At 71.8% G+C, this 19,801-nt stretch carries 23 protein-coding genes; 10 read left to right on the forward strand and 13 right to left on the reverse strand.

The genetic code is table 11. The annotated features are described in order from the left end of the window. Position 1 precedes the first annotated feature (1 nt). The 6 genes from ACFXB5_RS17725 (at position 2) to der (ending at position 5,799) form a co-directional block, all read left to right on the forward strand. Positions 2-1,132 carry a pseudouridine synthase gene (locus ACFXB5_RS17725; protein WP_385208474.1) on the forward strand — a complete coding sequence of 377 codons (1,131 nt, stop codon included), beginning with the start codon at positions 2-4 and terminating at the stop codon, positions 1,130-1,132. 185 nt (positions 1,133-1,317) lie between these two features. Then, positions 1,318-1,680: a chorismate mutase gene (gene aroH / locus ACFXB5_RS17730; RefSeq protein WP_385208477.1), complete on the forward strand. Its 363-nt coding sequence runs from the start codon at positions 1,318-1,320 to the stop codon at positions 1,678-1,680. Then, on the forward strand, positions 1,677-2,762 hold the full coding sequence (locus tag ACFXB5_RS17735; RefSeq protein WP_385208480.1) for a prephenate dehydrogenase: 1,086 nt from the start codon (positions 1,677-1,679) through the stop codon (positions 2,760-2,762). Before aroH ends, ACFXB5_RS17735 begins: the two co-directional genes overlap by 4 nt. Before the next feature lie 142 nt (positions 2,763-2,904). Next, positions 2,905-3,609, forward strand: coding sequence for a (d)CMP kinase (gene cmk, locus ACFXB5_RS17740; protein ID WP_385208483.1), 705 nt, complete (start codon positions 2,905-2,907; stop codon positions 3,607-3,609). Beyond that, positions 3,606-4,280 (forward strand): lysophospholipid acyltransferase family protein, encoded by a 675-nt coding sequence (locus tag ACFXB5_RS17745; RefSeq protein WP_385208485.1) that lies wholly within the window; start codon positions 3,606-3,608, stop codon positions 4,278-4,280. Before cmk ends, ACFXB5_RS17745 begins: the two co-directional genes overlap by 4 nt. A gap of 55 nt (positions 4,281-4,335) precedes the next feature. Beyond that, positions 4,336-5,799: a ribosome biogenesis GTPase Der gene (gene der / locus ACFXB5_RS17750; protein ID WP_201853723.1), complete on the forward strand. Its 1,464-nt coding sequence runs from the start codon at positions 4,336-4,338 to the stop codon at positions 5,797-5,799. Positions 5,800-5,925: 126 nt separating this feature from the next. Here der and ACFXB5_RS17755 read toward each other — a convergent pair whose 3' ends face one another. Continuing rightward, a complete protein-coding gene (locus ACFXB5_RS17755; RefSeq protein WP_385208488.1) occupies positions 5,926-6,405 on the reverse strand; it encodes a hypothetical protein in 480 nt (159 codons plus the stop codon). Continuing rightward, the gene (locus tag ACFXB5_RS17760; protein WP_385208569.1) at positions 6,402-7,361 is read right to left on the reverse strand and encodes a hypothetical protein; all 960 of its coding nucleotides are present in this window, start codon (positions 7,359-7,361) and stop codon (positions 6,402-6,404) included. The genes ACFXB5_RS17755 and ACFXB5_RS17760 overlap by 4 nt, the downstream gene beginning before the upstream one ends. A gap of 268 nt (positions 7,362-7,629) precedes the next feature. Between ACFXB5_RS17760 and ACFXB5_RS17765 the strand changes: the two genes are divergently transcribed. The 3 genes from ACFXB5_RS17765 (at position 7,630) to ACFXB5_RS17775 (ending at position 10,849) form a co-directional block, all read left to right on the forward strand. Continuing rightward, positions 7,630-8,868 (forward strand): glycosyltransferase family 4 protein, encoded by a 1,239-nt coding sequence (locus tag ACFXB5_RS17765; protein WP_385208491.1) that lies wholly within the window; start codon positions 7,630-7,632, stop codon positions 8,866-8,868. Positions 8,869-8,909: 41 nt separating this feature from the next. After that, positions 8,910-9,770 carry a hypothetical protein gene (locus ACFXB5_RS17770; protein WP_385208572.1) on the forward strand — a complete coding sequence of 287 codons (861 nt, stop codon included), beginning with the start codon at positions 8,910-8,912 and terminating at the stop codon, positions 9,768-9,770. A 119-nt stretch (positions 9,771-9,889) separates the two neighbouring features. Then, positions 9,890-10,849, forward strand: a complete 960-nt coding sequence (locus ACFXB5_RS17775; protein WP_385208493.1) for a helix-turn-helix transcriptional regulator — start codon at positions 9,890-9,892, stop codon at positions 10,847-10,849. Here the strand turns inward: ACFXB5_RS17775 and ctaD are convergent. From ctaD to gvpO, 9 genes are all read right to left on the reverse strand, one after another. Continuing rightward, on the reverse strand, positions 10,818-12,521 hold the full coding sequence (ctaD, locus tag ACFXB5_RS17780) for a cytochrome c oxidase subunit I (protein WP_385208495.1): 1,704 nt from the start codon (positions 12,519-12,521) through the stop codon (positions 10,818-10,820). The genes ACFXB5_RS17775 and ctaD overlap by 32 nt on opposite strands. A gap of 78 nt (positions 12,522-12,599) precedes the next feature. Then, a complete protein-coding gene (locus ACFXB5_RS17785; RefSeq protein ID WP_201853727.1) occupies positions 12,600-12,878 on the reverse strand; it encodes a gas vesicle protein K in 279 nt (92 codons plus the stop codon). After that, positions 12,875-13,075, reverse strand: coding sequence for a gas vesicle protein (locus tag ACFXB5_RS17790; RefSeq protein WP_014059691.1), 201 nt, complete (start codon positions 13,073-13,075; stop codon positions 12,875-12,877). The genes ACFXB5_RS17785 and ACFXB5_RS17790 overlap by 4 nt, the downstream gene beginning before the upstream one ends. After that, entirely contained in the window at positions 13,072-13,932 is an 861-nt protein-coding gene (locus ACFXB5_RS17795) for a GvpL/GvpF family gas vesicle protein (RefSeq protein WP_385208500.1), read from the reverse strand. The genes ACFXB5_RS17790 and ACFXB5_RS17795 overlap by 4 nt, the downstream gene beginning before the upstream one ends. After that, positions 13,929-14,243: a gas vesicle protein gene (locus ACFXB5_RS17800; protein ID WP_385208575.1), complete on the reverse strand. Its 315-nt coding sequence runs from the start codon at positions 14,241-14,243 to the stop codon at positions 13,929-13,931. The genes ACFXB5_RS17795 and ACFXB5_RS17800 overlap by 4 nt, the downstream gene beginning before the upstream one ends. Positions 14,244-14,323: 80 nt before the next feature. Next, positions 14,324-14,530, reverse strand: coding sequence for a gas vesicle protein GvpG (locus ACFXB5_RS17805; protein WP_385208502.1), 207 nt, complete (start codon positions 14,528-14,530; stop codon positions 14,324-14,326). Continuing rightward, on the reverse strand, positions 14,530-15,249 hold the full coding sequence (locus ACFXB5_RS17810) for a GvpL/GvpF family gas vesicle protein (protein WP_385208505.1): 720 nt from the start codon (positions 15,247-15,249) through the stop codon (positions 14,530-14,532). Before ACFXB5_RS17810 ends, ACFXB5_RS17805 begins: the two co-directional genes overlap by 1 nt. After that, positions 15,246-15,695: a gas vesicle structural protein GvpA gene (locus ACFXB5_RS17815; protein WP_385208508.1), complete on the reverse strand. Its 450-nt coding sequence runs from the start codon at positions 15,693-15,695 to the stop codon at positions 15,246-15,248. The genes ACFXB5_RS17810 and ACFXB5_RS17815 overlap by 4 nt, the downstream gene beginning before the upstream one ends. 56 nt (positions 15,696-15,751) lie before the next feature. Continuing rightward, positions 15,752-16,054: a gas vesicle protein GvpO gene (gene gvpO / locus ACFXB5_RS17820; protein ID WP_201853732.1), complete on the reverse strand. Its 303-nt coding sequence runs from the start codon at positions 16,052-16,054 to the stop codon at positions 15,752-15,754. Positions 16,055-16,448: 394 nt separating this feature from the next. On the opposite strand from gvpO, the gene ACFXB5_RS17825 reads away from it, so the two are divergent. After that, positions 16,449-16,664, forward strand: coding sequence for an I78 family peptidase inhibitor (locus ACFXB5_RS17825; protein WP_385208512.1), 216 nt, complete (start codon positions 16,449-16,451; stop codon positions 16,662-16,664). 223 nt (positions 16,665-16,887) lie between these two features. On the opposite strand, the gene ACFXB5_RS17830 is transcribed toward ACFXB5_RS17825, so the two are convergent. Both ACFXB5_RS17830 and ACFXB5_RS17835 read right to left on the reverse strand, forming a co-directional pair. Continuing rightward, a complete protein-coding gene (locus ACFXB5_RS17830; protein WP_385208514.1) occupies positions 16,888-17,922 on the reverse strand; it encodes a phosphatase PAP2 family protein in 1,035 nt (344 codons plus the stop codon). A gap of 320 nt (positions 17,923-18,242) precedes the next feature. Then, positions 18,243-19,433 carry a mannosyltransferase family protein gene (locus ACFXB5_RS17835; protein WP_385208517.1) on the reverse strand — a complete coding sequence of 397 codons (1,191 nt, stop codon included), beginning with the start codon at positions 19,431-19,433 and terminating at the stop codon, positions 18,243-18,245. Between the last annotated feature and the right edge of the window lie 368 nt (positions 19,434-19,801).

The following is a 19,801-nucleotide window of genomic DNA, read 5'->3' on the forward strand; positions in this document are numbered from 1 at the left end:
GATGCGAAGCAGCGGCAGGAACAGCAGGGGCAGCGGTAGCGGTAGCGGCGGCAAGAACTACCGGGGCGCGGGGAACAACAGGCGCGACGAGCAGCAGCAGCGCGCCGGCCGCCCCCGCCCCGAAGAGCGCCGCTACGACGTGGGCGGCGGCCCCAAGACGGGCCCCAAGGGCTCCCAGGGCGGCCCCAAGGGCTCCCAAGGGTCTCAGGGCGGCCCCAGGACGGGCTCCCAGGGTCCCCAGGGCTCCCAGGGCGGCGGCCCCAAGGGCTCCCAGGGCGGTCCCAAGGGCGGCGGCCGTGGCCGCAAGCCGGGCCCGGCCCGTCCGCGCGAGTACGAGGCGCAGATAGAGGAGCGCAACCGTGCCCGCCACGACAAGCCGCGGGTCAAGCTGCCCAAGACCTTCGGCGAGCAGGAGGGCGAGCGGCTCCAGAAGGTCCTCGCCCGCGCCGGCATGGGCTCGCGCCGCGCCTGTGAGGAGCTGATCGACCAGGCCCGGGTCGAGGTCAACGGCAAGATCGTGACCGAGCAGGGGCTGCGCGTCGACCCCGAGAAGGACGAGATCAAGGTCGACGGGCTGACCGTGGCCACCCAGTCGTACCTCTTCTTCGCGCTGAACAAGCCCGCCGGTGTCGTCTCCACCATGGAGGACCCCGACGGCCGCCAGTGCCTGGGCGACTATGTGACCAACCGCGAGACCCGGCTCTTCCACGTCGGCCGCCTCGACACCGAGACCGAGGGCATCATCCTGCTCACCAACCACGGCGAGCTGGCCCACCGCCTCACCCACCCCCGCTACGGCGTGCGGAAGACCTATCTCGCCGCCATCCAGGGCCCGCTCCCGCGCGACCTGGGCAAGCGGCTCAAGAGCGGCATCGAGCTCGAGGACGGCTACGCCCGCGCCGACCACTTCCGGGTGGTGCAGAACACCGGCAAGAACTATCTGGTCGAGGTGAGCCTGCACGAGGGCCGCAAGCACATCGTGCGGCGGATGCTCGCCGAGGCCGGTTTCCCGGTCGACAAGCTGGTGCGGACGGCCTTCGGCCCGATCGCGCTCGGCGACCAGAAGTCCGGCTGGCTGCGCCGGCTGACCAACACCGAGGTCGGCATGCTCATGCGCGAGGTCGAACTCTGATACGAACCCGGCGCCTACGGACCCGGCGCCGCTGACGGCCCCGGCCGTCCGCGGGGCGCCGCGTCTCGCCCAGCGGTCGCCCCGGGAGCCTGTCCGACCCGCTCGTTACGCTGATCGGGAGTGCGGCCGAACACCGCGGCCGCGCCCGACGCACGACAAGCACAGCGCGCACAGGGGAGCGAGACGTGGCGGTACGAGCGGTCCGCGGGGCCGTCCAGCTGGACCGGGACGAGCCGGAGCACATGCATGAGCAGGTCTCCGCGCTGCTGACCGCCATCCTGGAGCGGAACACCCTCGACCCCGATGACCTGATCAGCGTGTGGTTCACGGCCACCCCCGATCTGCACAGCGACTTCCCGGCGGTCGCCGCCCGCAAGCTGGGCATCACCGACGTACCGCTGATCTGCGCCCAGGAGCTGGACATACGAGGGGCCATGCCCCGCGTCGTCCGCATCCTGGCGCATGTCGAGACCTCCCTGTCCAAGTCCGACGTCGCCCATGTCTACCTGGGCGCCGCCGGCTCCCTCCGCAAGGACATCGCCCAATGAGAACCGCCCTCGTCATCGGCACCGGCCTGATCGGCACCTCCGCCGCGCTGACCCTGGCCGGCCGTGGCGTCCAGGTGCACCTCGCCGACCACGACGCGGCCCAGGCGCGCACCGCCGAGGCGCGCGGCGCCGGGACGCAGGCCGAGCCCGAGGGGCCCGTGGACCTGGCGATCGTCGCCGTGCCCCCGGCGTACGTGGCGGCGACCGTGGCCGATGTGCTGCGCCGCGGGCTGGCCCGCGGCGTCCTGGACGTCGCGAGCGTCAAGGGCGGCCCGCGCCGTGAGCTGGAGGCCCTCGGCTGCGATCTGACCCGCTACATCGGCACGCATCCGATGGCGGGCCGGGAGCGCTCCGGGCCGCTGGCCGCCACCGCCGATCTCTTCGAGGGGCGGCCCTGGGTGCTCACGCCCACCGGCGGCACCGACACCGAGGTGCTCAACCTCGCGCTCGAGCTGGTCGCGCTGTGCCGGGCGGTGCCCGTGGTGATGGAGGACGAGGCCCACGACCGGGCGGTGGCGCTCGTCTCGCACACCCCCCATCTGCTGTCGAGCATGGTCGCCGCGCGGCTCCAGGACGCCGATGAGACGGCGGTGCGGCTGTGCGGGCAGGGCATCCGCGACGTCACCCGGATCGCGGCCTCCGACCCCGCCATGTGGATCGACATCCTCTCCGCCAACCCCGGCCCGGTGGCCGATGTGCTCGCCGCCGTCGCCGCCGACCTGGACGAGACGGTGCGGGCGCTGCGCGCGCTCCAGTCCGCCGACGAGGCCAAGCGCGGCGGCGGCGCGGCCGGGATCGAGGACGTGCTGCGCCGGGGCAACGCCGGGCGCGAGCGGGTGCCGGGCAAGCACGGCGCCGCCTCGGCCGTCTATGAGACCGTGACGGTGCTCATCGGCGACCAGCCGGGCGAGCTGGCCCGGATCTTCGCCGACGCGGGCCGGGCGGGTGTCAACATCGAGGACGTCCGGATCGAGCACGCCACCGGGCAGCAGGCCGGTCTGATCCAGCTGGTGGTCGAGCCCTCGGCGGCCCCGGGGCTCACCCAGGCCCTGCGGGAGCGGGGATGGTCCATCCGGCAGTAGCGGTGGGACGGACCGCCCATGGCCTCGGCCCCGGGGCCGTGCCCCAGCGGTGCGAAGCCGCCCGGAGGAAGCCAGTAACCTTGTCCGAGGCTCACATGGCCCGTTCAACTCAGCCCCGTGCACACGAAAGGTGTCTGTCACCGTGGAAACCGCCGCCCGGACCGCCCCGGCCGCAGTGATTGTCGCGATCGACGGCCCCGCAGGCACGGGCAAGTCCAGTACCTCGAAGGCCGTCGCCGCCAAGCTGGGCCTGGGCTACCTGGACACCGGCGCCCAGTACCGGGCGATCACCTGGTGGATGGTGGCCAACGGCATCGACGTCGAGGACGCCGTGGCCGTGGCGGACGCCGCCGGCAAGCCCGCCATCGTCTCCGGCACCGACCCGGCCAACCCGACGATCACCGTCGACGGCACCGATGTCTCCGGGCCGATCCGCACCCAGGAGGTCACCTCGCGGGTCAGCGCGGTCAGCGCGGTGCCCGAGGTGCGGACCGTGATCACCGAGCTGCAGCGGACCATCGCCGCCGAGGCGCCGCGCGGCATCGTGGTCGAGGGCCGGGACATCGGCACCACGGTCCTCCCGGACGCCGACCTCAAGATCTTCCTGACCGCCTCCCCGGAGGTCCGGGCGGCCCGCCGCAGCGGTGAGCTGAAGGGCAAGGAGGCCAGCGACCTGGCCAGCACCCAGGCCGCGCTGGCCAAGCGGGACGCCCTGGACTCCGGCCGCAAGACCTCGCCGCTGGCCAAGGCGGACGACGCGGTCGAGGTGGACACCTCCGAGCTCACCCTCGACCAGGTCATCGAGTGCGTGGTCACCCTCGTCGAGGAGAAGCGGACGGTCGCGTGAGCGCCACCGACGAGACCCTGCCCAGCCCCTCCGGGGCCGTCGTGGCGCGCCGGATCGGCATCGGCCTGATGTACGGGCTGTGGCGGCCGCGGGTGCTGGGCGCGTGGCGGATCCCGTCCGCCGGGCCCGTCATCCTCGCGGGGAACCACTCCCACAACGTCGACGGCCCGATGCTGATCGGCACCTCGCCGCGGCCGGTGCACTTCCTGGTCAAGAAGGAGGCGTTCATCGGCCCGCTGGACCCGTTCCTGCGCGGTATGGGGCAGCTGAAGGTGGACCGTACGAGCGCCGACCGCACCGCGATCGGCCAGGCCCTGGGGGTGCTGGAGCGCGGCGGGGTGCTGGGGATCTTCCCCGAGGGCACCCGGGGCGAGGGCGACTTCGCCTCGCTGCGCTCGGGGCTCGCGTACTTCGCGGTGCGCTCCGGCGCGCCGATCGTGCCGGTGGCGGTGTTCGGCACCGCCACCCCGCGCGACGACGGCCGGTCCAGGCCGCTGCCCCGGCTGCGCAGCAGGATCGACGTGGTGTTCGGCGACCCGTTCGAGGCGGGGGACGGCAGCGGCAGGCGGACGCGGGCGGCCCTGGACCAGGCCACCGAGCGCATCCAGAAGCGGCTGGGCGCGCATCTGGGCACTGCCAGGCGGCTGACCGGCCGACCGGATCAGACATAGACCCGCGCACCGCCAGGGGCGGTGCGCGGTATTGAGGGACGACGAGGAAATCTTCATGAACGACCAGATCCACAGCGGCGGCGACGAGCACGGGGAGCTTGGCGACGCCGAGTACGCGGAGTTCATGGAGCTCGCCGTGCAAGAGGGCTTCGACCTGACGGACGTCGAGGGCGACCTCGCCGCGGCGGGGCACGGCCCGCTGCCGGTGCTGGCCGTCGTCGGCCGCCCCAACGTCGGCAAGTCCACCCTGGTGAACCGGATCCTCGGCCGCCGGGAGGCGGTCGTGGAGGACCGCCCCGGCGTCACCCGCGACCGGGTGTCCTACGAGGCCGAGTGGTCCGGCCGCCGCTTCAAGGTGGTCGACACCGGCGGCTGGGAGCAGGACGTGCTCGGCATCGACGCGTCCGTGGCCGCCCAGGCCGAGTTCGCGATCGAGGCCGCCGACGCGGTGGTCTTCGTCGTGGACGCCACGGTGGGCGCCACCGACACCGACGAGGCCGTGGTCAAGCTGCTGCGCCGGGCCGGAAAGCCCGTGGTGCTGTGCGCCAACAAGGTCGACGGGCCCAGCGCCGAGGCGGATGCCGCGATGCTGTGGTCGCTGGGCCTCGGCGAGCCGTACGCGGTGTCCGCGCTGCATGGCCGCGGCACCGGCGACATGCTCGACGCGGTCCTGGAGGCGCTGCCCGAGGCCCCGGCCCAGACCTTCGGGGCGACGATCGGCGGACCGCGCCGGATCGCCCTGATCGGCCGCCCGAACGTGGGCAAGTCCTCGCTGCTCAACAAGGTCGCGGGCGAGGAGCGGGTGGTCGTCAACGAGGTGGCGGGCACCACCCGCGACCCGGTCGACGAGATGATCGAACTCGGCGGCATCACCTGGAAGTTCGTCGACACCGCCGGTATCCGCCGCCGGGTCCACCTCCAGGAGGGCGCCGACTACTACGCCTCGCTGCGCACCGCGGCCGCCGTGGAGAAGGCGGAGGTCGCGGTCGTGCTGATCGACGCCAGCGAGTCCATCAGCGTCCAGGACCAGCGGATCATCACGATGGCCGTCGAGGCCGGGCGCGCGCTCGTCATCGCCTACAACAAGTGGGACACCCTGGACGAGGAGCGCCGCTACTACCTCGAGCGCGAGATCGAGACGGAGCTGGTGCAGATCCAGTGGGCGCCGCGGGTCAATGTCTCGGCCCGCACCGGCCGCCATATGGAGAAGCTGGTCCCGGCGATCGAGACGGCGCTGGCCGGCTGGGAGACCCGCGTCCCGACCGGGCGGCTCAACTCCTTCCTCGGCGAGATCGTCGCCTCCCATCCGCATCCGATCCGGGGCGGCAAGCAGCCGCGGATCCTCTTCGGGACGCAGGCCGGGACCCGGCCGCCGCGGTTCGTGCTCTTCGCCTCTGGCTTCCTGGAGGCGGGCTACCGCCGCTTCATCGAGCGGCGGCTGCGCGAGGAGTTCGGCTTCGAGGGGACGCCGCTGCAGATCTCGGTGCGGGTGCGCGAGAAGCGCGGCCGCAAGAAGTAGCGGCGGCGCGGCCGCAAGACGTGGCGGTAGCGCGGCCGTAAGAAGCAGCGGTAGCGGTAGCGCGGTCGCGGGACGGAGCGGCGGCCGCGCCGGGGGGCTCACGCCGCCCCGGCCCCCGGCACCACGTCAGTACGTGTGCCCCGACGCCTCGCCCCGGCCGGGCGGGAGCGCGGGGACATAGCCGCGGTAGTACAGCTCGTCGGTGTGCCAGGACCCGCTGTGGTCGTCCGGGCGGCCGTAGCCGCTGACGAGGCCCCGGGGCTGGCCGATGGCGGCGAACGCCACGAACTCCATGTTCTCCTCGTCCGAGCGGTCACCGGGCAGCGCCCGGAACAGCCTGCGGTACTCCGCGTACAACGCGTCGTAGATCGGCGTGGCGGAGTGGCGCCAAGGATCGTGCGCTGCCTCCAGCGCGGGGCGCATGGCCGGAATGCAGCCGTATGAGGGGGAACGGTAGGAGAGGTCGTATGCGTGCACGTATGTGCCAACGACCCGGCCGCCCGTCGGATGCGGGATCGGTGGCGAATGGGCTGCCCACCAAGGGTCGGTGAGGTCCGGGGGGAAGTCCGGGGGCAGGCCCGGGACGGCGGCGGCCATGGCGGTCATGTGCCCGCGAGCGGCATCGAAGCGCCGACCAGAGCGCCGCGCGCGGCGGCCCGGTCCAGCGCCGCGCGCAGCTGGTCCTCGCGCGGCTGGGTGCCGATCGTGCCCGCGGCCGCGGCGTAGACCAGCACCTTCTGGGAGCGGCCGACGGCGCTCCGCCAGCCCTCGCTGAGCGGCATCGGGCTGTGCGCCTGCCACCAGGCCACCGGGCGGCCGCCGCCCGGCGCCGGCATCAGCACCGCGTGCAGCCGCCCCATGGCCAGCAGCACCGACCAGCCGGGGTTGGGCGCGGGCGGCCGGCCCAGATCGACCACCGGGGCGAACCCCTGCTCGCTCAGGAGCTGCAGGAATTCATCGCCGTGGCCGATCGAACCGGGGCGGATGATCGGGGCGGTCGGCTCCACCACCAGCGCCGCGCACGCCTCCTGACCCACCAGCACCACTCCGCTGGTCACACCGAGCACCGCCTGCTGCGGCGCCGGCGCGTGGCCGGACGGCGCCGGGGCGTGGCCGGACGGCTCTGGGGCGTGGGACACGGCGACGGGCGACACCGGCGACGGGACCGGGGCGGGCGACGGGGCCGCGGCGGGGGCCGCCGGGCCGGGGAAGTAGGACGTGGCGGCATGCGACGCGGCGGGCACGGGCGGCGCGTGGGACGCCTCGGCGGTCGGCGGCGCGCTGTCCTCACCCGTGATGGACCGCACCGCACCGCGCAACTGGTCCTCCGAGACCGGGACGACCTGGGAGGGCACGCAGGTGGCGTGGGCGAAGGCCAGCACCGCCGTCTCCTGCCCCACGAAGAGCACGGTGCTGGTGCGCTCCTGCTCGGTGTTACCGGGAGTGCGGCAGGACGTGCAGTCGTAAGCGCCCGGGGCGTTGTCCCCGGCGAGCAGCCGGTCGGCTTCTTCGTCGCCGATCTCGGCGCGTACGTCATCGCTGACGTCGAGCATGCGCGGCACGGGTGGCTCCTCGGTCTCGGTGGGTGAGCCGAGTGGTTCCCGGCTCATACGTAGACAACGGGCATGCGGGGCGTGGGTCACGCGCCCGGCCACTCCGCGGTCTGATGCGCCGTCGGGCCGAAAAGTTCCCCCGACTCCCTACCGATTTCACATCTGTTGGGGCACAAGAAGGTGATGAAACCCAACCCTGTGCCACTTTTCACCGTCTTACATCGTGGTAGGCGGACGACACACCCGTCCGCGGGGAAGCAGTGGGATACGGGGCCGGATGCACATCTCTTTCCTTATTCACAACGCGTACGGGATCGGCGGGACGATCCGGACCACGTACAACCTGGCCCGCACCCTGGGGGAGCAGCACGATGTGGAGATCGTGTCGGTCTTCCGCCACCGCGACCAGCCGATCTTCGACCCTGGTCCGCAGGTGCGGCTCAGCCATCTCGTGGACCTCAGGAAGAGCAGCCCGTCCTACGACGGCGCCGATCCGGACCACGGCCGCCCGGCGCAGGTCTTCCCCGCGATCGAGGGCCGCTCCAGGCAGTACAGCGCCCTCACCGACCGCCGTATCGCGGATCATCTGCGCTCGCTCGAGGCCGATATCGTTGTCGGAACCAGGCCCGGGCTCAATGTCCACATCGCCCGGGAGGCCCGTCGCGGTCCGGTACGGGTCGGCCAGGAGCATCTGACGCTCAGCACCCACTCCAAGGGACTGAAGCGGGCCCTGCGCGCCGTCTACCCCCGACTGGACGCGGTGACCACCGTGACCGAGGCCGACGCCCGGACCTACCGCGACCAGATGCGGCTGCCCGGCGTGCGGGTCGAGGCGGTCCCCAACAGCGTGCCCGCGCCCGGTCTCGACCCCGCCGACGGCACCGGCAAGTGGGTGGTCGCGGCCGGCCGACTGGCCCCGGTGAAACGCTACGACCTGCTGATCCGCGCGTTCGCGAAGGTCAGCGAGGTCCGCCCCGACTGGCGGCTGCGGATCTACGGCGGCGGCGCCCAGCACGCCAAGCTGCGCGCCCTCATCGACAAGCTCGGCCTCTACAACAACGTCTTCCTGATGGGCCCGGCCAATCCGCTCGACCCCGAGTGGGCCAAGGGCTCCATAGCCGCCGTCACCTCCAGCCTGGAGTCGTTCGGCATGACCATCGTGGAGGCCATGCGCTGCGGCCTCCCCGTGGTGTCCACCGACTGCCCGCACGGGCCCGCCGAGATCATCGACAACGGTGTGGACGGCCGTCTCGTGCCCACCGGCGACACCGACGCCATCGCCGCCGCGCTGCTCGACCTCATCAACAATGACGAGTTGCGCCAGCAGATGGGGCAGGCCGCGTTGAAGGACTCGGCCCGCTTCGACCCCTCGCGGGTGGCCGGGCGCTACGAGACGCTGTTCTCCGAGCTGATCGGCCGCAGCGGCCTGCGGGGCTCCCTGCACCGCGCCCGCGGCTCCCTGATCGGTGGCGCGTTCGCAGCCAAGGACTCCCTGCGGAAGGTGCGTGTCGCATGAGTGCACCAGCACAGGCAACGCAGCACGTCGAGGAGGACAGAATGAGTGAGGCCGCCGAGGCCGCCCCCGCCCGCGCCGACTGCGTGGCGGACTCCGCCGGTGGGCTCACCTTCCACATCGCCGACTGGGGCCGCCCCGCCCCGGGCGGCCACGACGACTGGAGCGGGGCGCTGGTGCTGATCCGCCGGGGTGGGAAGGACACCCCCGACGGGGAGGTGCGGCTGCCGCTGGGCCCCACCGCGGACGGCCGGCTCCAGGCCGCCCTGCCCAGCATCGTCGCCCTGCCCGAGGGCCGCTGGGACGTCCATGTGGCCTACCGGGACGCGGAGCCGCGGCGGCTCGCCCCGGGCCTGAACGATCTGCGCTCGCTCGTGGACCGCCGTCCTGGGCCGAGCACCTCCCCGCTGTCCGTCCGCATCCCATACGCCACCAAGCACGGCAATCTCTCGCTGCGCAGCTGGCGGCGGGCGCCCCACGCCGAGGCCGGGGAGATCCGGCTGGAGGACGACACGATGGCGGTGCGGGGGCGGCTCTACCGCGTCGCGTACCCGTCCGAGTGGCTGGCCGACGCGGTGGTCGAGGCCCGCTGCCGCGGGGGCGAGGCCCCGGTGCGCACGGCACCGCTGGAGGTGGAGGGCCCGGACTTCTCCTTCACGCTCTCCTACGCCGACCTCGCGCGGACCTGGGGCGGCGGCGCGGACGTCTGGGACCTGTGGCTGCGCCCGGCGGACCGGACCATGGCACCGGCCCGGCTCGCCCGGATCCTGGACGATGTCGCGGACAAGAAGGAGATCTTCACCTATCCGCCGCGCACGGTGGCCGGTCGGCACGGGGAGGCACTGGCCCGGCCGTACTACACCCGGGACAACGATCTCGCGGTGCGGATCGAGGCGCTCACCTGAGCCCGGGATCCTGAGAGCCAACCGAGGGCAGCCTTGAGGACGAAGCCTTGAGGACGAAGGTTTTGAGGGCGAAGCCTTGAGGACGAAGGCTGTCCTCGATCGGTGACAGACTCGGCCGCATGCTGGAGACCTCGGCCCGACTGCTCCGCCTGCTCTCCCTGCTGCAGGCCCACCGCGAATGGTCCGGCTCGGACCTCGCCGACCGGCTCGGGGTCACCCCGCGCACCGTGCGCCGCGATGTCGACCGGCTGCGCGAGCTCGGCTACCCCGTGCACTCCGCACCGGGCACCGGCGGTGGCTATCAGCTGGGCGCGGGCGCCCAGCTGCCGCCGCTGCTGCTGGACGACGAGGAGGCGGTCGCGGTCGCGGTGCGGCTGCGCCAGGCGGCGGGCGGCGGGGTCGAGGGCATCGAGGAGACCTCGGTGCGGGCCCTGGCCAAGCTGGAGCAGGTGCTGCCGGACCGGCTGCGCCGCCGGGTGGGCGCGCTGACCGCCTTCACGGTGCCGCTGTCCGGCTGGAGCGGCGGCCCCGGGGTGGACCCCGCGGTGCTGACCGAGCTGGCCGCCGCCTGCCGGGACTGCCATCAGCTGCGCTTCGAGTACCGCGACCACGGCGGTGCGGTCACCCGCCGCACCGCCGAACCGCACCGGCTGGTCGCCGCGCAGCGCCGCTGGTATCTGGTCGCCTGGGATGTGGACCGCGCCGACTGGCGTACGTACCGGGTCGACCGGATCACCCCGACCCCGCCGCACGGACCCCGCTTCAACCCGCGCCGCCCGCCCGCCGACGACATCGCCGCCTATGTGGCCCGGGGCATCACCACTTCCGTCTACGCCCAGCGGGCCACCGTGCTGCTGCGGGTGCCCGCCGAGCGGGCGGCCGAGCGTTTCACGCCCACGGTGGGGGTGCTGGAGGCCGTGGACGAGCACAGCTGTCTGCTGCACACCGGCGCCCACAGCCTCGATGTGCTGGTGATTCATATCGCGCTGAGCGGCTTCGACTTCGAGGTGCGCGAGCCGGTGGAGCTGAACGACCACATCCGGGAACTCAGGAATCGGCTGGACCGGGCCCTCGGCTGACCGAGCCCCGCGGCCGCTGGTCCCTCTCCCGCGTCAGGCTCGCCACCTCGGGATGGTTCAGATCGAAGGCCGGGGACTCGGAGCGGATCCGGGGGAGGGTGAGGAAGTTGTGCCGGGGCGGGGGACAGGAGGTCGCCCACTCCAGGGAGCGGCCGAACCCCCAGGGGTCGTCGACCTCCACCTTCTTGCCGTACTTGGCCGTCTTCCAGACGTTGTGGAGGAACGGCAGGGTCGACATGCCCAGCAGGAAGGAGCCGATCGTGGAGACGGTGTTGAGCGCGGTGAAGCCGTCCGCCGCCAGATAGTCGGCGTAGCGGCGCGGCATCCCCTCCACGCCCAGCCAGTGCTGCACCAGGAAGGTGGTGTGGAAGCCGGTGAACAGCGTCCAGAAGTGGATCTTGGCCAGCCGCTCGTCCAGCAGCTTCCCGGTGAACTTGGGCCACCAGAAGTAGAACCCGGCGAACATCGCGAAGACGACCGTCCCGAAGACCACGTAGTGGAAGTGGCCCACGACGAAGTAGGTGTCCGTGACGTGGAAGTCCATCGGCGGTGAGGCCAGGATGACGCCGGTGAGCCCCCCGAAGAGGAAGCTCACCAGGAACCCGACCGCCCACAGCATCGGCGCTTCCAGGGACACCGAGCCGCCCAGCATGGTGCCGATCCAGTTGAAGAACTTCACCCCGGTCGGCACCGCGATCAGAAACGACATCAGGGAGAAGAAGGGCAGCAGAACCGATCCGGTGGCGAACATGTGGTGGGCCCAGACCACCATCGACAGCCCGGTGATGGCCATGGTCGCGCCGATCAGCGTCACATAGCCGAAGATCGGCTTGTGCGAGAAGACCGGGATGATCTCGCTGATGATGCCGAAGAACGGCAGCGCGATGATGTAGACCTCGGGATGGCCGAAGAACCAGAAGAGGTGCTGCCACAGCAGCGGCCCGCCGTACCGGGGATCGAAGACCACCGCCCCGAACCGCCGGTCCGCCTCCAGCGCCAGCAGCGCCGCCGCCAGCACCGGGAACGCCATCAGGATCATGATCGAGGTGAAGAGGGTGTTCCAGGTGAAGATCGGCATCCGGAACATCGTCATGCCCGGCGCGCGCATCGCCATGATGGTGGTCAGGAAGTTCACCGCGCCCAGGATCGTCCCGAACCCCGCCAGCGCCAGCCCCATGATCCACATATCGGCGCCGACACCGGGGGAGCGGACCGGGCTGTTGAGCGGGGCATAGGCGGTCCAGCCGAAGTCCGCGGCGCCCCCCGGCACCAGCAGACCGGCCACCACGATCACCCCGCCGAACACATACAGCCAGTACGACAGCATGTTGAGACGCGGGAAGGCCACATCGGGCGCCCCGATCTGCAGCGGCATGATCTCGTTGGCGAACCCCGCGAACGCCGGGGTCGCGAACAGCAGCAGCATGATCGTGCCATGCAGGGTGAACGCCTGGTTGAACTCCTCTTGCGAGACGATCTGGAGGCCCGGACGGGCCAGCTCGGCGCGCATCACCAGCGCCAGTACGCCGCCGACCAGGAAGAAGCCGAACGACGAGATCAGATACAGATGCCCGATCTTCTTGTGGTCGGTGGTGGTGAGCCAGTCCACCAGCACACTGCCCTGCCGCGTCTCCCGTACCGGACCGGCGGCCCGCGCGGTCTCTGTCGCCATCGGGACTCCTCCGTGTCCTGGGCGGGTATCGCCATGATCACCCGGTGGACGGCGTGATCCGGGGAGCTGTCCCGAGCGTCACTCCCTCGGGGGCAGGAGCGGACCGAGTGGCCCAAGGTCCAGATTGAGATCGGAGGGCGCGATGCCGTAACGGTCGCAGAGCGTGCCCATCCGGTCCTCCAGGAGCATCAGCGTCAGCCCGATCCGCTCCTCCTGGTCCTCCGTCAGATTTCCCTGGTCCACCCGGCGCAGCGCCTGCCGCTCCATGAGCTGGCGCAGCAGCTCCACGACGGTGAGCACCAGCTTCATCAGATCGCGTTCGACGGTGTCCTGGTCCAGCTCCAGCTTGCGGCTCACGGTTCCTCCCAGGGGGACGGCACATTGGCGTTGACCGAGCTGATGAGCGCGCGCAGATCGATACGGACCAGATCGACGTCGGCGATCCGCAGGGTCAGATCACCGGTGATCACCACGCCGCCCGCCAGCAGCCGGTCCAACACGTCCACCAGGGCGATCTGCTGATGGGCCAGGGGGCCCTCGGGGGCCATCGTCATCCGTCCGTCCCCGCGCTCTCCTCTTCCGCGCCGGAGGTCTCGTCCATGGCGGTGAAGGAGTACGGCGCCCAGGGGCCGGTCAGCTCGACCCGCAGCGCGGGCGTCCGCCCGGCCAGCTCACCGACCCGCTCGGCGAAGTCGGCGCTGTCCTCGCGCCGCACCAGATACGCGGCGTTCAGCACATTGCGGTCGGAGATCCCCGACAGCCGGGGGTCCTGCGGCGGATGCAGCCGGGACTGCTCGGCCAGCCCGCTGAGGGTGTCGTGCACCAGCCGCGCGCCCTCCTCCGTATCGCCCCAGCGTCGCTCGGCGGCCTGTCGCTGGGCCTTGCGGCGGCGCAGATAGTCGCGGCCGGACATGGCGCCCGGGGAGTTCGGGGTGCTCGGGGCGTCCGCGGCGTCCGCGGTCCCGGCGGGCGGCTCCTCGGCGGCGGGCCGTGTGGCGTACGCCTTGACGCCCCATTCGACCCGGCCCTCCAGCCGGTCCAGCGCCGAGGCGAACCGCTCCCGCCCGGTGGCGAGCATCCGCCGCAGCCCCTCGTCGCCGTGGCACACGGTGGCCAGCCGGACCGGTATGACACAGGACTCGGCGCCGGCGGTGTCGACCACCCGCTGATGGGCCCGGGCCATCTTCTCCAGCCAGGCCATGTCCTCCAGCCGCTTCCGCAGCGAGGCCTCGTCATAGTCCTCGGCCGGTACGGCGCCCGCCAGCACGGCGAGCCCCAGATGGCGTACGGCGTACACCGGTTCGTCCGCGACGCCGGTCACCCCCTCCAGGGCGGCGAGGGCGTCCAGGGCGGCCTCCGGCGCACCGGTGTCGCGCACGACCGCGTAGGCGTACCGCAGTCCGTCGGTCATTCGGTGGTCTCCCGGTTCTCCCCGCTGGTCACCTCGGCCTTCTCACGGCTGTACCGGCCGGTCACCTCGGCCTTCTCGCCGCCGTCCACCCCGGTCCGGGCGCGTGACGAGAGCGACGGGTCGTGCTCCCACCAGTCGATGCCCATCTCCTTCGCCTTATCGACCGAGGCCACGATCAGCCGCAGCTTGATCGTGAGAAGTTCGATGTCGAGCAGATTGATGCGGATATCGCCCGCGATCACCACACCCTTGTCGAGCACCCGCTCCAGGATGTCGGCGAGGTTCGCCCCGCCCTCACCCCGTCCGGCCAGGCCGTACGACCCCGAGGAGCCGAGCGACGACGCCGGTGAGCCGTAGGCGCCGGCCGTCGGGGCCGCACCGCCCCGGGTGGTCACAGAGTCCCGTTCGCCCACTGGCGCGCCTCCTCCAACCGGTCGAGCAGCACGTCCTCCTGCCGCTCGAACTCCTTCTCGTCGATCACGCCCTGGTCGAGCTGGGTCTCCAGCTCGGCCAGGGCATGCTGGATGTTGGCCGGGTCGTAGTACTCCCGCTCCGCCGCGGCGACGACCTGCCTCAGCACCCAGCCGATCATCAGCATCAGGACTCGACGAAGCTGTACGGCGGCAGCGGACCGTTGATCCGCAGCTTCAGCCCGGGGTGGGCCCGCTCCAGTTCGGCGGCCGCCGACAGCAGCGGATCGGCGGCGTCCTTGCCGAGCAGCAGCGACAGGCTCACAAACCAGCCGCCGCTCTCCGGGCCGGGCCGCACCTCCTCGGCGGTCGGCGCCAGCGCCTCCTCCACCAGCTTCGCGTCCCGCACCTCACGGGCCCGTACCGCGCCCGCCATCAGCTCGCCGAAGCGCACCCGGTCCTCGTAGGTGCCGCCGCCCGCCGCCCGGTTGGCCTCCGCCATCATCCGCAGCTCCGGCTCCTCGGCGAGCACCTGGTGGAGCACCGAGTCCTCGTCGTGCACGGCCTTGACGTTGTACTCCACCCGGTCGGTCAGCCGGTTCAGCTGGTCCTGGTAGCGGTCGGCGTGCTCGGCCAGCACGCTGCGGACGTCGTCGTCGCTGGAGGAGACGCTGCCGAAGCGCATCGGCAGCACCGCGCGGGAGTCGCTGACCTCGGCGAGCACATGCTGGTGGGCCAGCAGATCGCGGCGCCGGGGCTTGAGCTCGGGCGGGCAGTCGCTGACGATCGCGGCCAGCTCGCCCTCGTTCAGCGCCCGGACCGGCAGCGGGGGGTCGCCGATGCCCAGCAGCTGATCGCCCAGGTCAGGGACCTCGCCCCGCGCGATGCCGTAGACATACGTGGTCATGAGGACTCCTCGGACTTCCGCGGCGCCGCCTTACGGGCCGGACGGCGCCGGCGCGGCTCCTCCTCTTCCTCCTCCGACGGCCGGATCGCGTCGGCCACGGTCTGGGCGGCCTTGGAGACGGTGTCGCCGGCGCCGGAGAGGGCGCCCTTGGTCTTGGCCCGCGCGCCGTTCTCGGTGATGCCCTCGACGACCTCGGGCAGCCCGGGGGACTTGTTCGGGCCCGACTCCAGGTCGAGGCGGTTGCACGCCTCGGCGAAACGCAGATAGGTGTCCACGCTCGCGACCACGATCCGAATATCGATCTTGAGTATTTCGATGCCGACCAGGGAGACTCGGATGAACGCGTCGATCACCAGCCCTCGGTCGAGTATGAGTTCCAGGACGTCGTACAGGCCGCTGGAGCCGCCCCCGCCCCTGGATTGCTGTGCCGGGACAACAGTGGTCATGTCGGGTGAGTTCCTCTCGTTTCCGGTGGCGTCCGGGCCCCCGCCGACCGCCGACGTCAGCGGCGGTCGCTCCGGCCGCGCTCATAGCGGCGGAGGCGTCGGTAGCCGGTCAGCAGGCCGTCCGGGTCGAGGGTCACCTCGTACAGGGCCATCAGGCTCATCGTCTCCGGCACCCGGGCCAGCTCCGTCACCTCGGCCTCCAGCAGCCACCCGTCGTCGGTCCGCTCCAGACGGGGGAGGGACTCGGGGTACAGGCCCGTCAGCTCGACGAGCTGCTCACGGGCGGCACGTAGGAGTGCCAGCGGACTCGTACCGCCGGCCGCCGTCTTCTCGGGGGTCTCATCGGATCTGTCAGTCATGTTGGCTCCGGGGCGGCGGGTACCGCGTCCGGGTGGGGGTAAACCTCGGGCTTCGGCCCATGGCGATTTGTGGTGGAATTGTGCGCTCCGGAGGGGTCCGGGCCATGCTTTTCCGGCCGCCGCGGGAATTGTTCGACAGATCTCGCCCGCGCACCGCCGTCCATACCGGAGCCGGCCGTTTGACACGGGATATCGACGGAAACTCGCAATCATCTTCGAGGCGTCAACACAAGCCCCGTAAGAGTGATGAAGTCGTTCACAAACCCGGGCGTGTTTTCTGTGACACAAGTGTGACGAATGGCGGCCATGAGAGGCATGGGGCGGTGGTAGTCCCGTGGCGGTCCAAGACAACTCTGGGTTTGCCACCCGTAGGGAGCCACCTACGGTGGCTCTCATGGGACCTGTACCGAACCTTCCGGCCGAACCCGACGACGACCTCGACAGCTATGTGGGCCTCGACGCCGGCACCGCCGAGGAGAGGGCACGCGCACGCGGCTGGAGCACCGTACGGACGCTTCCGCCGGGCGCGATCATCACCATGGAGTATCTGCAGGGGCGGATCGACTTCGAGGTGGACGAGGGCACGGTGAAGCGCTGCTGGCGCGGCTGACCGGGCGCGGCTGACGGGCCGACCGCCGACCGGCCCGAGTCCGCGCCGGTGCGCGCCGATGGGCCGGTGGGCGCCGGTGGGCCGGTGGGCGCCGGTGCGTCCGGCACGGATACGACGACGGCCCCGGAGTGCTCTCGGCGGAGCGCTCCGGGGCCGTGGTGTGGGTGCGACCGGTCGGCGCGAGGGAGGGGGTGCGTACCGCCCCGCGGGCCGGTGAGGTGGCTCAGCCTCCGGTGGCCGTCCGGCCCCGGGAGGCGCCGGACGGGCCGAAGGGCGCCGTGGTGCGCGGCACCCGGTCGGCGTGCGGCGGCCGGCGGCTGCCGACCGGGGTGACCGGGGTGCGCTCGGAGCGCACCGTGTGCTGGCGGACCGGGTGGAGGGGCCGCCCGTCGGGGCTCCGGCCAGTGGCGGAGCCGGGCCGGACCACGGCCACGGTCTCGCGGGTGGGCAGCTCGTCGTCGCGGGCGGTGCGCGGGGTGGCCAGCGGGGTCCCGGCGACCGGCCGCCCGGACGGCACCGGGACGGGCACCCGGCGCTCGCGCAACCGGCGCCACAGGGTCAGCAGCAGCACCTCGGCGCGCGCCATGGCGGGCTCCAGCCAGGGCAGCGCCAGCAACACCAGCACCCCGGCGGCCCAGCCCAGCACCACATCGCTCAGCCAGTGGGTGCCGAGGTAGACGGTGGTCATGCCGACCCCGAAGGCGAAGCCCGCGGCGATCAGCGAGGCGACCCTGCGGGCCACCGGGGTGGTCGCCAGATAGGCCAGAATGCCCCAGGTGACCACGGCGTTCGCGGTGTGACCCGAAGGAAATATATCGCCGGTGCCCCACATCTCATTGGACCCGACGGTGGTCGCGTAGTGCGGACCGAGCCGGCCGAAGCCGATCTTCACCGCGCCCACGGTGGCGTTCAGCAGCAGCAGGGAGGTGCCCAGCGCCAGCAGCGGGCGCAGGGTGCGCTGCCGGTAGCAGCACCACCCCAGCCAGGCGGCGACGGCCACGGCGGTGGGCCCGCGCTGGCCCATGACCACGAAGTAGTCCAGGAAGGTGTGGAACTCGGGCCACTGCTTGTAAGGCCGGAAGAGCATGACCTGCCAGTCGAGCTTCACCAGCCATGAGGTGGTGAGCACGCCGATCACGGTCGCCGCGTAGACCGCCAGCGTGGTCCCGAGCAGCCAGAAACGTGTTCGGGTCATCCGCGGTCGCGCGAGATCGGGCCTTCGCTCCTCGGTCGTGGGGAGCTTGTCTTCGGTACGCACCTAATCGACGTTACATTGCGTGACAGGTGGGTTCAGTCGATCAGGTCGCTTTGTGATGACGATGTGATGTGGAGTGCGTCTCGTCCACGGCTTTTGGCCGCGCCTTTCCAAGGAATGCACGAGGCCCCGGGACTTTTCTGCTCGCGGCCTTCCAGTGGGCGTGTCTCAGGGACTTTATGGAATTCTTACAGAGCCTGTTTATCGCCTATTAGCCATAGCGTTCCCCGAAGTTTCCCTAGGTGTCGCCGGGTGGCCGGGAGTGATCGTCGGCGAGGCTCCGCCCGGCCGCTCGGGGTGGCCGGATCGCGGCGGTGGCCGGATCAGGGCGGCCCGGAGCCATGCAGCCAGAAGGCCCCGTACACCGCCGAGACGAGCCCCACGGACCCCAGGACCAGCGCGCTGCGCACCGGGCGCAGCCGGGCCAGGGCGACCGCGATCGGCAGCAGCAGGGGGAAGGCCGGTATCAGCAGCCGGGGCTTGGAGCCGAAGTACCCCTTCGCGGCCAGCGCCAGGACGAGCACCGCCCCGCCGTAGGCCAGCAGCGGCAGCGGCTGGTGCTGCCGCACACAGCGGACCGCGAGCCAGATCAGCGCCCCGACGCCGAGCAGCAGCCCGAGCCCGCCCACGAAGGGCGGCTCGATCAGCAGCCCCCCGATGAAGCCCGCGAAGGCCAGACCGCCGTCGAAGCCGTTGCCCCAGCCGTTCTGCACGTCGAAGTAGCCGGTGACGCTTCCGGTGTGGAGGGCGACCCACACCACGTAACCCAGCCAGCCCAGCGGCGCGAGCACGACGCCCGCGAGCAGACTTCGGTCCTTCTTCCGCCACGCCTGGCGCCAGCGCCCGTCCGGCAGCAGCTCCACGGCGGCCGCCACCCAGACCGCCGCGACCACCGCCGCCCCCACCGGCCGGGTGAGCCCCGCGAGCGCCGCGCACAGCCCCGCCCACAGCCACCGCCCGGTGAGCGCCGCGTAGACCCCCCAGGCGGCCAGCGCCGTGAAGAGGGACTCCGAGTACGCCATCGACTGCACGATGCCGACCGGCAGCACACCCCACAGCACGGCCAGCGTGACGCCCACCCGCCGTCCGTACAGCAGATCCCCGATCGCGAAGATCCCCCAGGCGGCGAACAGGGACGTAACCGAACTCACCAGCAGACCGGCGTCGGCCGCGTCCAGCGGGGCTATGACCGATATCACTCGCTCCAACGCCGGGAGCAGGGGGAAGAACGCCAGGTTGGAGTGGACCGCGCCGTCGGGCAGATGGAGCGCGTAGCCGTACCCCTCCTCGGCGATGCGGGTGTACCACAGCGAGTCCCAGCGCGCGGAGAGCAGCTGGTGCGGGCTCTTGTCCGCGAAGGCTCCCCAGATCGCGAGAACCACCAGCCCGAGCAGGCGCGTCCCCGCATATGCGAGCAGTGCTGGAGCGGCCCGGCGCAGCGCGCGACCAGCGGCGCGGCCCGGTCGGCCGTCGTCGCTGAGCGGCGCGGTGCCGGCCTGGGCGAGATCAGTCACGGCGACGATTATCAAGGATGTTCCGGGCTACTCGCGGGGCCTGTGGACAACCCTCCGCGGAGGGGGCCGCGGAGGCTGTGGACAACTACGTCGCGGGAACCACGGACGACAACGGAGGGCGAACGGCGGACGACAACGGAGGACGAACGGAAGACGGCCACCGGTGGACCACGGGTGGACCAGCGGTGGGACGCGGGTGGGACGCCGGGAGGACACAGGAGGGACGGCAGACGGACGGGGGACAAGACGGGGGACAAAAGGGGAAGTCTGGAACGTACGCCTCCGTAACCATCCGCAGGAACGTCCCAACATGACCTGCGGCACACGGCTCGCGCGGGGACTCGCGTACCCTGACCTCTCACTCGCGC

The organism is Streptomyces sp. NPDC059455 (assembly GCF_042750115.1).
GTDB classification, from domain to species: Bacteria; Actinomycetota; Actinomycetes; order Streptomycetales; family Streptomycetaceae; genus Streptomyces; species Streptomyces endocoffeicus.

Bases quoted from the DNA above. Each gene is read 5' to 3' on its own strand.
- ACFXB5_RS17725 (WP_385208474.1), top strand. From the start codon at position 2: ATGCGAAGCAGCGGCAGGAACAGCAGGGGCAGCGGTAGCGGTAGCGGC.
- ACFXB5_RS17735 (WP_385208480.1), top strand. From the start codon at position 1,677: ATGAGAACCGCCCTCGTCATCGGCACCGGCCTGATCGGCACCTCCGCC.
- der (WP_201853723.1), top strand. From the start codon at position 4,336: ATGAACGACCAGATCCACAGCGGCGGCGACGAGCACGGGGAGCTTGGC.
- ACFXB5_RS17755 (WP_385208488.1), bottom strand. From the start codon at position 6,405: ATGACCGCCATGGCCGCCGCCGTCCCGGGCCTGCCCCCGGACTTCCCC.
- ACFXB5_RS17765 (WP_385208491.1), top strand. From the start codon at position 7,630: ATGCACATCTCTTTCCTTATTCACAACGCGTACGGGATCGGCGGGACG.
- ACFXB5_RS17770 (WP_385208572.1), top strand. From the start codon at position 8,910: ATGAGTGAGGCCGCCGAGGCCGCCCCCGCCCGCGCCGACTGCGTGGCG.
- ACFXB5_RS17775 (WP_385208493.1), top strand. From the start codon at position 9,890: ATGCTGGAGACCTCGGCCCGACTGCTCCGCCTGCTCTCCCTGCTGCAG.
- ctaD (WP_385208495.1), bottom strand. From the start codon at position 12,521: ATGGCGACAGAGACCGCGCGGGCCGCCGGTCCGGTACGGGAGACGCGG.
- ACFXB5_RS17790 (WP_014059691.1), bottom strand. From the start codon at position 13,075: ATGACGATGGCCCCCGAGGGCCCCCTGGCCCATCAGCAGATCGCCCTG.
- ACFXB5_RS17795 (WP_385208500.1), bottom strand. From the start codon at position 13,932: ATGACCGACGGACTGCGGTACGCCTACGCGGTCGTGCGCGACACCGGT.
- ACFXB5_RS17805 (WP_385208502.1), bottom strand. From the start codon at position 14,530: ATGCTGATGATCGGCTGGGTGCTGAGGCAGGTCGTCGCCGCGGCGGAG.
- ACFXB5_RS17810 (WP_385208505.1), bottom strand. From the start codon at position 15,249: ATGACCACGTATGTCTACGGCATCGCGCGGGGCGAGGTCCCTGACCTG.
- ACFXB5_RS17815 (WP_385208508.1), bottom strand. From the start codon at position 15,695: ATGACCACTGTTGTCCCGGCACAGCAATCCAGGGGCGGGGGCGGCTCC.
- gvpO (WP_201853732.1), bottom strand. From the start codon at position 16,054: ATGACTGACAGATCCGATGAGACCCCCGAGAAGACGGCGGCCGGCGGT.
- ACFXB5_RS17825 (WP_385208512.1), top strand. From the start codon at position 16,449: ATGGGACCTGTACCGAACCTTCCGGCCGAACCCGACGACGACCTCGAC.